This is a genomic window from Streptomyces sp. NPDC028910 (assembly GCF_055564955.1).
Genome location: NZ_JBVHVF010000013.1, coordinates 157,048 through 170,401, shown reverse-complemented (window position 1 = coordinate 170,401; position 13,354 = coordinate 157,048). Strand labels below are relative to the sequence as shown.

The 13,354-nt window shown below is 74.6% G+C and carries 10 protein-coding genes; 4 read left to right on the top strand and 6 right to left on the bottom strand.

The window, feature by feature from the left end:
- Positions 1 to 4: 4 nt before the first annotated feature.
- The 3 genes from ACZ4TV_RS18200 to ACZ4TV_RS18190 all read right to left on the bottom strand — a co-directional run bounded on the left by ACZ4TV_RS18200 (position 5) and on the right by ACZ4TV_RS18190 (position 3,416).
- Positions 5 to 925, bottom strand: coding sequence for a DMT family transporter (locus ACZ4TV_RS18200; RefSeq protein WP_468135667.1), 921 nt, complete (start codon positions 923 to 925; stop codon positions 5 to 7).
- Positions 926 to 973: 48 nt separating this feature from the next.
- Positions 974 to 1,915 carry an EamA family transporter gene (locus ACZ4TV_RS18195; RefSeq protein WP_468135666.1) on the bottom strand — a complete coding sequence of 314 codons (942 nt, stop codon included), beginning with the start codon at positions 1,913 to 1,915 and terminating at the stop codon, positions 974 to 976.
- A 115-nt stretch (positions 1,916 to 2,030) separates the two neighbouring features.
- Complete coding sequence (locus tag ACZ4TV_RS18190) at positions 2,031 to 3,416, bottom strand: MFS transporter (RefSeq protein WP_468135665.1); 1,386 nt, start codon at positions 3,414 to 3,416, stop codon at positions 2,031 to 2,033.
- A 110-nt stretch (positions 3,417 to 3,526) separates the two neighbouring features.
- Between ACZ4TV_RS18190 and ACZ4TV_RS18185 the strand changes: the two genes are divergently transcribed.
- Positions 3,527 to 4,018: a MarR family winged helix-turn-helix transcriptional regulator gene (locus ACZ4TV_RS18185; RefSeq protein ID WP_468135664.1), complete on the top strand. Its 492-nt coding sequence runs from the start codon at positions 3,527 to 3,529 to the stop codon at positions 4,016 to 4,018.
- 117 nt (positions 4,019 to 4,135) lie between these two features.
- Here ACZ4TV_RS18185 and ACZ4TV_RS18180 read toward each other — a convergent pair whose 3' ends face one another.
- Both ACZ4TV_RS18180 and ACZ4TV_RS18175 read right to left on the bottom strand, forming a co-directional pair.
- The gene (locus tag ACZ4TV_RS18180; RefSeq protein ID WP_468135663.1) at positions 4,136 to 4,375 is read right to left on the bottom strand and encodes a hypothetical protein; all 240 of its coding nucleotides are present in this window, start codon (positions 4,373 to 4,375) and stop codon (positions 4,136 to 4,138) included.
- A gap of 20 nt (positions 4,376 to 4,395) precedes the next feature.
- On the bottom strand, positions 4,396 to 6,402 hold the full coding sequence (locus ACZ4TV_RS18175) for a 4-alpha-glucanotransferase (RefSeq protein ID WP_468135662.1): 2,007 nt from the start codon (positions 6,400 to 6,402) through the stop codon (positions 4,396 to 4,398).
- 283 nt (positions 6,403 to 6,685) lie between these two features.
- Here ACZ4TV_RS18175 and ACZ4TV_RS18170 point away from each other — a divergent pair, with 283 nt between their 5' ends.
- Positions 6,686 to 9,676, top strand: coding sequence for a beta-N-acetylglucosaminidase domain-containing protein (locus ACZ4TV_RS18170; protein ID WP_468135661.1), 2,991 nt, complete (start codon positions 6,686 to 6,688; stop codon positions 9,674 to 9,676).
- A 357-nt stretch (positions 9,677 to 10,033) separates the two neighbouring features.
- On the opposite strand, the gene ACZ4TV_RS18165 is transcribed toward ACZ4TV_RS18170, so the two are convergent.
- Complete coding sequence (locus ACZ4TV_RS18165; RefSeq protein ID WP_030710765.1) at positions 10,034 to 10,570, bottom strand: HNH endonuclease; 537 nt, start codon at positions 10,568 to 10,570, stop codon at positions 10,034 to 10,036.
- Between the two features lie 283 nt (positions 10,571 to 10,853).
- Here ACZ4TV_RS18165 and ACZ4TV_RS18160 point away from each other — a divergent pair, with 283 nt between their 5' ends.
- Both ACZ4TV_RS18160 and ACZ4TV_RS18155 read left to right on the top strand, forming a co-directional pair.
- Positions 10,854 to 11,933 carry a mechanosensitive ion channel family protein gene (locus ACZ4TV_RS18160; RefSeq protein ID WP_468135660.1) on the top strand — a complete coding sequence of 360 codons (1,080 nt, stop codon included), beginning with the start codon at positions 10,854 to 10,856 and terminating at the stop codon, positions 11,931 to 11,933.
- A gap of 133 nt (positions 11,934 to 12,066) precedes the next feature.
- Positions 12,067 to 13,293: an ROK family transcriptional regulator gene (locus ACZ4TV_RS18155; protein ID WP_468135659.1), complete on the top strand. Its 1,227-nt coding sequence runs from the start codon at positions 12,067 to 12,069 to the stop codon at positions 13,291 to 13,293.
- Positions 13,294 to 13,354 lie beyond the last annotated feature (61 nt).

Sequence of the window (13,354 nt, the reverse complement as noted above, 5' to 3'; positions counted from 1 at the left end):
GAACCTACCGCCGGGCACTGCCCAGCCCGACTCCGCCGAGGATCAGCGCCATGCAGAGCAGCTGCGCCGGTCCGGTCCGCTCGCCCAGCAGCAGGAGGCCGAGCCCCGCGACGCACACCGGCTGGAGGTAGTAGACGACTCCGGCGCGGGCCGCGCCGATGACCGAGATGGCCTTGTTCCAGGCGAAGAAGGCAACGGCCGAGGAGAACACCCCGACGTACAGCAGCGGTCCGACCGTCCCGGCGGTGATCTCGAAGCCGCCCTGGACGGAGACGGAGACGGCGTAGGCGGGTGCCAGCATCACCGCGCCGAGCACGAAGGTGCTGATCAGGAAGGCCAGTCCGCCCAGTTCGGCGGGCTTGCGCCGCAGCAGGGCGCTGTACGTGGCGAAGGAGAGGGCCGCGGCGAACATCCACAGGTCGCCGGCGCCGAAGTCGAAGCCGATCGAGCCGTCCCCGACGAGCAGCAGCACCCCGAAAGCGGCGAGCAGCATCCCGAAGGTCCGCCGGGCGCCGAGCCGTTCGCCGCCGAGGCGGGCGTAGAGCGCCATGATGACCGGCGAGGCGGCCATGATCATGCCCATGTTGGAGGCGGAGGTGGTCAGTCCGGCCTGGTGCACGAGCGTGTTGTAGAGGGCGACGCCGAACAGCGAGGCCAGGGCGATGAAGCCCAGGTGCCGCCGGATCAGGGCCCGCTGCTGCCAGGCCTGGCGGGCGGCGAAGGGGGCGACGGCGATCAGGGCGATGATCCAGCGCCAGAAGACCGCCTGGACGGGCGGGACGGTCTCGGCCATCCCGCGGGTGGCGACGAAGCTGCCGGACCAGACGACCGTCGCGAGCAGGGCGAGGAGGACGCCGAGCCCGGCGGCCCCCTTCTTCCCCGTGGTGCCGGGCTCGGTTTGCGAAACGGTACGGGCGCGGTCCATGACGGCCACTGTGTGTCTCCCCCTCGGGGTCGGTCGAGGTCGTGGGACTTACCGTCGCATCCGCTCATCAGTCAGGTCCATCGAAATGTTTTGATCGATCTGTTCAGTGGAACTGAACGATTCCGAGGGCCGCGCGGAGCGGGCGGCAGCCAGCTGACCGGCGACGGTGGCCCCGAAGGCGATCGCCATGCCCACGAGCTGTACGGGCGACAGCGCCTGCCCGAGGGCGGCCCAGCCGATGACGGCGGCGGTGAGCGGGGAGAGCGGGCCCAGCAGCGTGACCGAGGTGGCGGTGAGCTGTCCGATGCCGCGGAACCAGAGCCAGTACGCGATCCCGGTGTTGATCAGCATCATGTAGCCGTAGCCGAGGAAGGCCCTGCCGTCGAGGGCGGGCGGAGCTCCCTCGACGAGGGCGGCGACCGGGATGATGAACAGCCCGCCCGCGGTGAGCTGCCAGCCGGTCATCGCGAGCGGGCCGACGCCTTCGGGGCGGCCCCAGCGCTTGGTCATGACGGTACCGGCGCCCATGGAGGCGGAGGAGATCACACCGGCGACGACGCCGACCAGGTCGAGTCGGGCCTCGGCGGTGAGGACGACCATGCTCACGCCGAACGCCCCCACGACGGCGGCCAGTACGGTGCGCAGGCTCGCCCGCTCCCCGAGGACGAGTGCGGCGAGTCCTACGACGAACAGCGGGCCGGCGGCGCCCAGCACGGCCGCGACACCGCCGGGCAGCCGGTAGGCGGAGAGGAACAGCAGCGGGAAGAAGGCGCCGATGTTGAGGGTGCCGAGGACGGCCGACTTCCACCACCACGCGCCCTTGGGCAGGGTGCGGGCCAGGGCGGTCAGCAGCAGCCCGGCGGGCAGGGCCCGCATGACCCCGGTGAACAACGGCCGGTCGGGCGGCAGCAGCTCGGTGGCCACGGCGTAGGTCGAGCCCCAGGAGATGGGGGCGAGGGCGGTCAGGGCGACGGTGGCGAAGCGCTTCATGGCGATGGCTCCTCGATCGGGTGAGGAAGGCAGGCGGGTCCGGCGGTTCGGTCTTCCGGCGGTTCGGTCTTCAGGCGGGCGTGCCTCCGGCGGGCGAGCCTCAGGCGGGCGTGCTTCAGGCCGTGGTGGCGGCCGGCCGGCGCGCGGCGGCCGCGACCGCGACCGGCGGCTCGGCGTGCACGGCCTCGGCCGGAAGGTGCCGCTCCAGCCTGAGCAGCGCCAGGGCGGCGCCGAGCGCGGCAACGGTGAGGACGGCCCAGGGCAGCCGGCCGTCGACGGCGAGCAGGGCGGTGAAGAGGGAGGGGGCGAGCGCGGTGGCCAGCGAGTAGGACAACTGGTAGGTGGCCAGGTACCGGCCGCGGACGGCCTCGGGGGCGGCGGAGACGGACAGGGCGCCGCCGGAGGGGCTGTGCACCAGCTCGCCGAGGGTGTAGACGACGACGATGACCAGCAGGGCGACCAGGGTCACGCTCTGGCCGGGGCGCAGCGTGCCCAGCGCGATCTGCCCGACGAAGGCGGCGGCGAAGAGCAGGGCGCCGAGGGCGGCCGAGCGGGTGCGGCGGGCGCCGGAGCGGCGGACCCGGCCCGCGATCAGCACGCCGATCCCGGCGCACAGGGCGGTGTTGACGGTGAAGGCGGCTCCGGTGAGGGAGTCGGGGGCCATCAGCCAGGTGGAGAGGTAGAGCGGGAAGAGGACGGAGAGGGCGGAGTAGCCCAGCGCGGTGAGGAAGTTGGCGGCGGTGAGCCCGAGGAAGGGGCGGTCGCGCAGGACCATCCGGTACCCGGCGGGCGCCCGCTTGCCGGACGCGGACGCGGACGTAGAAGGAGAAGGAGAAGGAGACGCGTACTCGGTCCCGGTCCCGGTCCCGGTCCCGGTCCCGGTCCCGGTCACCGTCCCGGCGTCGCGGACCGGACGGACCCGGCTGACGAGCAGTCCGGCGAGGGCGAAGGCCAGCGAATTGCCCCAGGCGGTGTACGTGAACGCGCCGGTCCCCCACAGCGCCAGCACTCCGGAGACGAGCAGGGCCCCCGCGCCCATCCCGGCGTTCTGCAGGGCCCGGGTGGACGCCTGGAGCCGGTCGCGGGCGGCGCCCCGCGCCACCTCGCCGATCAGTGACTGCTGTACGACGCCGAAGGAGCGGTCGGCGAGCGCGGTGACGAGGGCGACGGCCGCGAAGGCGGGCAGGGAGCTCGCGAAGGGGAAGAGGGCGAAGCCGAGCGCCCGTATCCCGTAGAGCACCAGGTTGACCCTCCTGGCGCCGAACCGGTCGACGGCCGAGCCGGCCAGTGGCATGAACGCCAGCCCGGCCACTCCGGTGACCGTCAGGACCAGGCCGACGAGGGTGAAGGAGAGGCCGGTGACGTGATGGAAGAAGACGAGCGAGAAGGGGATGTACATGCCGATCCCGACGGCGCTGATACCGATGCCGAGGAGCAGCGACCGCTCCCCCGCGACCCTCGCGTCCCCGGCTGTCGCCGTCTTCCCCCTGAACCACGCCATGACGGCCTCTCCCCCCGGATCCGGTTTGCTACTAAGTAGCTTACCGCTAAGCTACTTAGCGTCAAGCAACTTTCTTGCGAACGATCTGCGAGAAGCCGGATACTGCACGCATGAGTGAGGACAAGGACGCGGTCGACGCGATCACGGCCCAGTGGTACGCCGTGCGGCCCGACCTGGACACGGCCCCCATGGCCGTCTTCGGACGCATCTACCGGATCACCAAGGCCATGGGCGACGCCATGGAAGAGACCTACGCGCGCTTCGGCATCTCGCGCGGGGAGTTCGACGTGGTGGCCACCCTGCGCCGCTCGGGCGCCCCCTACACGCTCTCGCCCCGTCAGCTGTCCGCCACGCTCATGCTCACCACGGGCGGCATGACCGGGCGCCTGGACAAGCTGGAGAAGGCCGGGCTGCTCTGCCGCAAGCCCGATCCGCACGACCGGCGGGGGCTCCAGGTGACGATCACCGACCGCGGCCTCGCGCTCATCGACGAGGCCGTCACGGCCGGGCTGGAAGTGCAGCGCGCCGCGCTCGCCGGGCTGAGCGAGGAGGAGGTCGGCCTGCTCACCGGCCTGCTCCGCAAGCTGCTGGCCGGCGTCTGAGGACACGACAAGGCGCCGGGGGTCGCCTCACGGCCGAAACGAATCGGCGGTGGGGACCCCCGGCGCCCGGGAAGTCCTGCGGGTCCGTCCCCGCGGGGCGGACCGGATCAGGCCGAGTCAGCCTTGACGCTGCTCCTTGCGCGACTTGTCGCCGACCATCACGAGACCCGCGATGACCAGGAACAGCACGATCGGCGCGGCCACGTACAGGCCGAGCGTCTCGCCAATGCTCAGGCCCGGGCCCGGGTCGTCGCCGTCGTCGCGGGTCACCGCGAGGGCGGGAGACGTCATCAGCAGCATCATCAGCGTCGTTCCGGCCGTGACGGCGCCGGCGCGCAGAGCGTTCTTCTTGTCCACGGTGCAAACGTAGCGAACACCTAAACGGGGCGCGCGCCCGGGGGTGCCGTACGAGGCCGCACGCCCTCCCCCACCTCGCTCAGCAGGGCGTTCGCCCGGGGCGAGGCGACCAGCTCCTCCAGCGTCAGCGGCCGCCCCCCGGCATCCGCGAGCGGCAGCCGCCAATTGGGGTACTGGTCCCAGGTGCCCGGCAGGTTCTGCGGCCGCCGGTCCCCCACCGCGTCCGGCAGCCATACGCCGACCAGCCGCGCGGGGGTCCGCAGCAGGAACCCGTACAGCGCCCGTACGGCGGCCTCCTCGCCCTTGGTCTCCAGGCCCAGCGCGTCCAGCACCTCCAGCCACTCGGCGGTGTCGGCCGCGTCCTGCGCCCGCTCCTCCTCGGCCGGGCGGGTCAGCAGGCCGAGCCGGTCGCGCAGTTCCACGTGGCCCCCGGCGAGTTTGGCGGCCGAGGGCGGCAGGTCGTGGGTGGTGGCCGTGGCCATGCAGTCGGCCCGCCAGGCCTGCGGCGCGAGCGGGCTCCCGTCGCCGGCCCAGTCCCGCTCGAACCAGAGCACCGAGGTGCCGAGCACACCGCGCCGGGCCAGTTCCTGACGGACCCGCGGCTCCACCGTCCCGAGGTCCTCGCCGATGACCAGGGCGCCGGCCCGGTGGGCCTCCAGGACCAGGATCGCCAGCATGGCCTCGCCGTCGTAACGGACGTAGGTGCCCTCGGCGGGCGGCGCCCCCTCCGGGATCCACCAGAGCCGGAACAGGCCCATCACGTGGTCGATCCGCAGCGCGCCGGCGTACCGGAACACCCCGCGCAGCAGGGCCCGGAAGGGGGCGTAGCCGCTGGCGGCCAGGACGTCCGGGCGCCACGGCGGCAGCCCCCAGTCCTGGCCGCGCGCGTTGAAGGCGTCCGGCGGGGCCCCGACCGAGATGTGCCGGGCGTGGAAGGAGGTGGTCCGCGCGTCCGAGCCGTCGGGGTGCACCCCGACGGCGAGGTCGTGCACGATGCCCACGGCCATACCGGCCTCCCGGGCGGCCCGCTGGGCGGCCGCAAGCTGGGTGTCCGTCAGCCACACCAGCCAGCGGTGGAAGTCGGTCCGCTCCCCGGGGTCCTCCCCGGCCGCGGCCGCGCACCAGGCGGCGTGCTTGTCCAGCGGCGGGCCCTGCTCCACGCGGAACCGCTCGTAGGCGGACTCGCGTTCGGGCGTGCGCGGGACGGCGTGGAGCAGTTCCAGGGCGGCCCGCTTGAGGGCCCAGACGGCGTCCCGGTCGATCAGCGCGCCCTTCTCCAGCACCTCGCGGCGCAGCTCCGCGCCCTGGGCGGCCAGTTCGGCGAGGGCCTCGCGGTCGGCGCAGTCGGCGTACTCCGGGACGTCCTCGATCCGCAGGTGCACCGGGTCCGGGAAGCGGCGCGAGGACGGCCGGTACGGGGAGGGGTCGGTCGGCGTGCCGGGCACGGCCGCGTGCAGCGGGTTGACCTGGATGAAGCCGGCGCCGTGGGTCCGGCCGGCCCAGCGGGCGAGTTCCGCGAGGTCGCCGAGGTCGCCCATGCCCCAGGAGCGCTCGGAGAGCAGGGAGTAGAGCTGGACGAGCAGCCCGTGGGCCCGCTCGGGCGCGGCGGGGGCCCGCTGCGGGGCCACGACGAGGGTCGCCTCGGCGGTCCGCCCGTCGGGCGCCTCGGCGCTCACCCGGTGGACCCCGAGGGGCAGTACGGGGGCCCACGGCACGTGCTCCCCGGTGTCCTCCAGCGCCACCCGGACCCGGGTCCCGGGCGGCAGCGCGGACAGGACGGGCGGCGGCGCGGGCGGGGCGTGGTCCCCCTGCCAGTGCACCAGGGTCCGCGGCAGCAGTCGCCCGGCCTCCTCCCGCTCGGCGCCGTCGGCCTGCGCCCGGATGTCCTCGGGGGTGTCGGTGAGCACTCCGAGCAGCCCGAGGACGGTCTTCACGGTGGTCTCCGGCACCTGGACGGTCACGTCCGCGGCGGGCTGGTAGGCGGTGGCGATGCCGTGCAGGGCGGCGAGCCTGGCCAGGTCGTCCATCTACGGGCGCTCCTTCTGCGTGCGGGCATGAGGGCATGAGGGTGAGTCAGACGGGCGGTGCACACGACGTGGTGCACACGACGTGGTCACACGAGTGGGGCACAAGAGTGGTGCAAAAGGGTGGGACGCCGCCGGGGAACACCGCAGCCCTACCCACTCGGAGGGACCGCATTCCTGGCATTTCCGGGCCAGATCACCCACCCGCATTGACACTCCAGCCGCACGGGTGGTGGGCTCGGGCTCATTCGTACGAGTGGGGGACGTCTCGGGACGAGGAGGCTCTGTGCAGCTCAGGGGCAAGAAGCGGGCGACGGCAGCCGCCGTCGCCGTGATCGGGTCGCTGCTCGGCGGTGCCGTGGCCGCCGCGCCGCCCGGCGCCCTGGCGGCCCCCTCCGCACCCGCCGGACCGGCGCGGGAGCCGGCCCCCGAGGGCGCCCCGGGGCCCGTGCTCGACCCCGGCGCCGACACCCCCCGCACGGCCGCCGAGGGGCCCGCCGTGTGGCCCCGCCCGCAGTCGATGGCTGCCGATCCGGCGCGCGAGGTGCCGCTGGGCGCGCAGGCCGTGCTGGTGGCGCCGGCCGACGCCGATCCGTACGCGGTCCAGGTGGTGCGGGACGCCCTGCGCGGGGCGGGCGTACGGACCCTCCACGAGCCTGCCCCCGGGGCGCCGCTGCCCGAGCGGGGCACCGTCGTACGGCTCCAGGACGAGGGCGCGCAGGAGGCGCTGCGGGCGCTGGGCGCCGCCGCGGCGGGGGACCTGCCGGAGGGGGGCTACCGGCTGGCCGTGGGGCGGCCCGGCGGCCGGGACACGGTCGCACTGGCCGGCGTGGGGCGGGACGGACTGTTCCACGCGGCGCAGACGCTGCGTCAGCTGCTCGCGGCGGGCGGCGGCAAGGTGCCCGGGGTACTGGTGCGGGACTGGCCGGCCGCGCCGGTGCGCGGGATCACCGAGGGCTTCTACGGGCAGCCGTGGACCCGTGAACAGCGCCTCGCCCAGGTGGACTTCATGGGCCGCACCAAGCAGAACCGGCTGCTGCTCGCGCCCGGCGACGACCCGTTCCGGACGACGGGCTGGCGCCAGGACTACCCGCGGGAGCAGCAGGAGGAGTTCCGCGCGCTGGCCGAACGGGCCCGCGCCAACCGGGTCGTACTGGGCTGGGCGGTCACCCCCGGGCAGTCGATGTGCCTGTCGTCGGCGGCCGACCGGGCGGCGCTCGCGCGCAAGCTCGACGCGATGTGGGAGCTCGGCTTCCGCGCCTTCCAGGTGCAGTTCCAGGACGTCAGCTACACCGAGTGGGGCTGCCGCGCCGACCGGCAGCGGTACGGGAAGGGCCCGGCGGCGGCCGCGCGGGCGCACGCCGAGGTCGCGGGCGAGCTGGCGGCGCACCTGGCCGCCCGGCGTCCGGAGGCGGCGGCGCTGTCGCTGCTGCCGACGGAGTACTACCAGGAGGGCGCCACCGCCTACCGGACGGCCCTGGCGGACGCGTTGGACGCGCGGGTGGAGGTGGCCTGGACGGGTGTGGGCGTGGTGCCGCGCACGATCACGGGGAAGGAGCTGGCCGGGGCGCGCTCCGCGCTGGGCCACCCGCTGATCACCATGGACAACTACCCGGTGAACGACTGGGATCCGGGCCGGATCTTCCTCGGCCCGTACGCGGGCCGCGAACCTGCGGTGGCGGGCGGCTCGGCGGCGCTGCTGGCCAACGCGATGCCGCAGGGCACCCTGTCCCGGATCCCGCTCTTCACGGCGGCGGACTTCGCGTGGAATCCACGCGGTTACCGGGCCGGGGAGTCCTGGGCGGCGGCGGTGCGCGAGCTGGCGGGCGGCGACGCGCGGGCGCGGGAGGCGATGGCGGCGCTGGCCGGGAACACCGCCTCCTCGGGACTGAAGCAGGAGGAGTCGGCGTATCTGAGGCCGCTGGTCGAGCAGTTCTGGAAGGCCCGGGCCGCGGGCGATCCGGCGGCCGGGGCCGAGCTGCGCAAGGCGTTCACCGTCCTGCGCGAGGCCCCCGCGCGGCTGCCGGCCCTGTCGGGCGAGGCGGGGCCCTGGCTGGAGCGGCTGTCGCGCTACGGGACGGCGGGCGAACTGGCCGTCGACGTCCTCCAGGCCCAGGCCCGCGGGGACGGGGCGGCCGCCTGGCAGGCCTCCCGGGCCCTGGCCGAAGCCCGCGAGGCGCTGGCGGAGCCGGGACCGGCCCGGGTGGACAAGGCCGTCCTGGACCCCTTCCTCGCGAAGGCGGCGGCGGAGGCGGACGCCTGGACCGGCGTCGCGCGCACGACGGGGACGGTGACGAAGGAGCCGGAGGCCTGGACGGTACGGCTGGACGCCGCCCGCCCGGTGTCGGCGGTGACGGTGATGACGGACCCGCTCCCGGCGGGCGCGCGGGGCGCGGCGGTGGAGGCGCACGTACCGGGCGAGGGCTGGCGCAAGGTCGCCGACGCCGCGGCTTCGGGCTGGACCCAGGTGGACACGGCGGGGCTGCGGGCGGACGCGGTGCGGCTGTCCTGGGCGGGGGCCGGGGCCGCGCCCGCGGTGCACCGGGTCGTGCCGTGGTTCGGGGACGGCCCGCGGGCCCGTTTCGAACTGGCGGACGGGGCCGCGGCCGATGCCGAGATCGGCGGCGCCCCGCAGCGGGTCACGGCGCAGCTGTCCGCGCTGGGCCCCGGCGAGGTCCGCGGGCCGCTGTCGGCGCGGCCGCCGGCGGGCATCGAGGTCCGCCTCCCGGCGGCCGCGGTGGCCCCGCGCGGCGGCCACGTGTCGATCCCGCTGGAGGTCGCCGTCGCCGCGACGACCCCGCCGGGCAGTTACCAGGTCCCGGTGGCCTTCGACGGGGAGTCCCGCACCCTGACGGTGCGTGCGGTGGTCCGGACCGGCGGCCCGGATCTGCTGCGCACCGCGCGAGCCGCCTCCTCGGCGGACGAGACGCCCGACTTCCCGGCCTCGGCGGCCGTGGACGGCTCCGCGACCACCCGCTGGTCCTCACCACCGGTGGACGGCGCCTGGTGGCAGGCGCAGCTGCCCGCCCCGGCGCGGGTCGGCCGGCTGGAGCTCCACTGGCAGGAGGCGTACCCGTCGGCGTACCGGGTGGAGACCTCGGCGGACGGGGTGACCTGGCGGCCGGCCGTCACGGTGTCGGCCTCGGCGGGCGGCCGCGCCTCCCACCGCCTGGACGCCCCGGACACCCGCTTCCTCCGCGTGACGTGCGATCGCCGCGCCACACGCTTCGGCTGCTCCCTCTGGTCGGCGGAGGCGTACGCGGTAACGGGCCCGTAACCCCACGCAACCGCCCGGCCGCGGCCCCGCACTCCCAGCCCCGCCGGCGTTTGAGGCGCGGGGTCCGGGGCAGCGCCCCGACCTTCCAGCCCCGCCGCCACCATCCAGCCCCGCCGCACCATCCAGCCTCGCCGGCGTTTGAGGCGCGGGGTCTGGGGCAGCGCCCCAGCAGCCGGGCCGCAGACCTGGCCAACGGGCGCAACCCGGCGGGTCCGTCGCCGGGGCTCCGCTCTCCCAGCCCCGCCGGCGTTTGAGGCGCGGGGTCTGGGGCAGCGCCCCAGCAGCCGGGCCGCAGACTGGCCAACGGGCGCGACCCGGTGGGGTGCGGGGCGGAGCCCCGGCGACGGACCCGCGGGGTCAGGACGCCGCGACCCCGATCCGCTCCAGCGCATCCTCGGCCCCGTACGGCTGGAGGTACGGCATCCACCGCGGATCCCGGTGCCCCGTACCGATGATGCGCCACGCCAGACCCGACGGCGGCGCCGGCTGGTGACGCAGGCGCCAGCCGAGCTCCAGCAGGTGCCGGTCGGCCTTGACGTGGTTGCAGCGACGGCACGCCGCGACCACGTTGTCCCAGGCGTGCTGGCCCCCCCGGCTGCGCGGGATGACGTGGTCGACGCTGGTGGCGACGGCGCCGCAGTACATGCAGCGACCACCGTCCCGCGCGAACAGGGCGCGCCGGGTGAGCGGAACGGGCCCCCGGTAGGGGACCCGCACGAAACGCTTGAGCCGGACCACGCTGGGCGCGGGGACGGCTCTCGTCGCGCTGTGCAGATAGGCGCCGGATTCCTCCAGGGAGACCGCTTTGTTCTCCAGGACGAGGACGAGCGCGCGGCGGAGCGGTACGACGCCGAGGGGCTCGTACGACGCGTTGAGGACCAGGACGTGCGGCACGGACTGCCTCCTTGTACGTCGGCGGCGCGTGGCTCGCGCCGGGACGATCTGCTCTCCAGTCTCTCCTTACGACTGGTCGAAGCGCCACCAAGAGCCCGTAACGGGTCCGAGGTGTTTTCAACCACAGTCAGTCATCCCCAGGTGAGTCTGGTCTCTCCCTCGAACACGGCACCAAGGTGAAGGGATTGCCCCGTTAGTGTGGTTGGTCTGTCCGCATATCCGACCCCGGACTCCGTCCGGGGGCACCCCGGCGGGCAGACCGCTCTACCTGGAGGTACCCGTCGTGCCCTGGCCCGCCGCTCTGCTGCCGTTGGCAGCCGACGTTCCGGACGCGCCCGCTTCGGTCAAGGAGGCGCAGACGAGCGTCACCGAGGCCGCGAGCTTCATCGAGCAGAACTGGGCCACCTGGCTGAGCATCGGTCTGCGGATCCTGTTGATCGTCGTGATCGCGGCGGCCATGCGCTCGGTGGTCCGCAAGGCGCTGACCAAGCTGATAAACCGGATGAACACCAGCGCCGAGGCGGTCGAGGGCACCGCGCTCGGCGGGCTGCTGGTCAATGCCGAGCGGCGGCGCCAGCGTTCGGAGGCGATCGGCTCGGTCCTCCGTTCGGTGGCTTCTTTCGTGATCCTCGGCACGGCCGCGCTGATGGTGCTGGCCGCGCTGAAGATCGATCTGGCCCCGCTGCTGGCGAGCGCCGGTGTGGCCGGTGTGGCCATCGGTTTCGGCGCCCGCAACCTGGTGACGGACTTCCTGTCCGGCGTCTTCATGATCATGGAGGACCAGTACGGCGTCGGCGACAAGATCGACGCGGGCGTGGCCTCGGGCGAGGTCATAGAGGTCGGGCTGCGGGTGACCAAGCTCCGCGGGGACAACGGCGAGATCTGGTACGTGCGCAACGGCGAGATCAAGCGGATCGGCAACCTGAGCCAGGGCTGGGCCACCGCCGGCGTGGACGTCCAGGTCAAGCCCTCGGAGAACCTGTCCCGGATCCGCGAGGTGGTCCGCGGGGTCGCCGACACCATGGCGAAGGAGACCCCGTGGGACGAGCGCCTGTGGGGTCCGGTGGAGGTGCTGGGCCTGGACGAGGTCCTGCTCGCCTCGATGACGGTGAAGGTGTCCGCGAAGACGATGCCGGGCCAGCAGTTCGCGGTGGAGCGGGAACTGCGCTGGCGGATCAAGGAGGCCTTCGACGCCGCGGGCATCCGGATCATCGGCGGTGCGCCGGGCGCGGACGAGGAAGAGGACGCGGCGGACCCGTCGTCCGCCGTCGCCGCGCCGTCCGCCCTGGCGAACCCGGTGTCCCCGCAGTCGCTGGCCACCGCCCCCATCCCGCCGCCGTCCGGCCCGCGGATCACCAAGTAACCGCACACGCCCCCCACTGCCCCGCAGCTAGTGCCGTGAAGGACACGGCCCGCGGGGCAGCGGCATTGACAGGGCCCGAACGATGATAGGAAACTTACTTAACAGTTCACCTCGGTGAGGGAGAGACCGCTCCATGCCCGCCGCCACGCCCGGAACGCCCAGCCTGTTGCGCGCCATGAACGACCGGGCCGCACTCGAACTCCTGCTGACGCACGGCCCGCTGTCCCGGACCCGCATCGGGCACCTGACCGGACTGTCCAAGCCCACCGCCTCCCAGCTGCTGGCGCGCCTGGAAGCCGCCGGACTCGTCGTGGCCACCGGCACCGACTGCGGCCGCCCCGGCCCCAGCGCCCAGCTGTACGCGATCAATCCGCGGGCCGCGTACGTCGGCGGCCTCGACGTCACGCCGGGACGCGTCCTGGCGGCCGTCGCCGATCTCACCGGCACGGTGGTCGCCTCCCACGAGGTCCCGTACACCGAGGGCGCGCAGGCCGTCGACCAGGTGACCGAGGCCCTCGGCGGGGCCGTCAAGGCCGCCGGGCTGCACCGCTCGGACCTGCACCGGGTGGTCATCGCCACCCCGGGTGCCTTCGACCCGCAGACCGGTCGGCTGCGCTACGCCAGCCACCTCCCCGGCTGGCACTCCCCCACCCTGCTGGAGGACCTGGCGGCGGCCCTGCCGATGCCCGTCGAGTACGAGAACGACGTCAATCTCGCCGCCGTCGCCGAGCAGCGCCTCGGCGCGGCCCGGGGCCACGAGGACTTCGTCCTGCTCTGGAACGAGGAGGGCCTCGGCGCCGCGCTCGTGCTCGGCGGCCGGCTGCACCGCGGCTGGACCGGCGGCGCGGGCGAGGTGGGCTTCCTGCCGGTGCCGGGCCGCCCCCTGGTCCGGCAGGTCACGCGGGCCAACTCGGGCGGCTACCAGGAGCTCGCCGGTGTGGAGGGACTGCCGGGGCTCGCCGCGGAACTGGGCGTCGAGGCCGGGCCCGGTCCCGCCCCCGACGCCCCGCACGGCCCGCACGGCCCGGAGGTCTCCGCCGCCGTCGCGCTGCTCGGGCAGGCCGCCGCCGCGCCCGAGGGCGCGCACCTGCGCTTCCTCCAGTCGTACGCCACCGCGCTCGCCACCGGTCTGGCCTCGCTGGTCGCCGTACTCGACCCGGAGATCGTGGTCCTGTCCGGGGCCGCGATCAGCGCGGGCGGCGAGCCGCTGCGCGCGCTGCTGGAGGCCGAGCTCGCCGAACTGGCCCCCTCCAGGCCCCGGCTGGTTCCCGGCGAGGTACGGGAACGGCCGGTCCTGCACGGCGCGCTGGAGAGCGCGCTGGCCGCCACCCGGGAAGAAGTGTTCGACACCTCCCGCTGAACCACCCGCCGAACCACCGCCGCCCTACGTCCGAAGCACCCCGCACCCCCCACTGGCCCCG

Bases quoted from the DNA above. Each gene is read 5' to 3' on its own strand.
- ACZ4TV_RS18175 (WP_468135662.1), bottom strand. From the start codon at position 6,402: ATGGACGACCTGGCCAGGCTCGCCGCCCTGCACGGCATCGCCACCGCC.
- ACZ4TV_RS18155 (WP_468135659.1), top strand. From the start codon at position 12,067: ATGCCCGCCGCCACGCCCGGAACGCCCAGCCTGTTGCGCGCCATGAAC.
- ACZ4TV_RS18185 (WP_468135664.1), top strand. From the start codon at position 3,527: ATGAGTGAGGACAAGGACGCGGTCGACGCGATCACGGCCCAGTGGTAC.
- ACZ4TV_RS18200 (WP_468135667.1), bottom strand. From the start codon at position 925: ATGGACCGCGCCCGTACCGTTTCGCAAACCGAGCCCGGCACCACGGGG.
- ACZ4TV_RS18190 (WP_468135665.1), bottom strand. From the start codon at position 3,416: ATGGCGTGGTTCAGGGGGAAGACGGCGACAGCCGGGGACGCGAGGGTC.
- ACZ4TV_RS18195 (WP_468135666.1), bottom strand. From the start codon at position 1,915: ATGAAGCGCTTCGCCACCGTCGCCCTGACCGCCCTCGCCCCCATCTCC.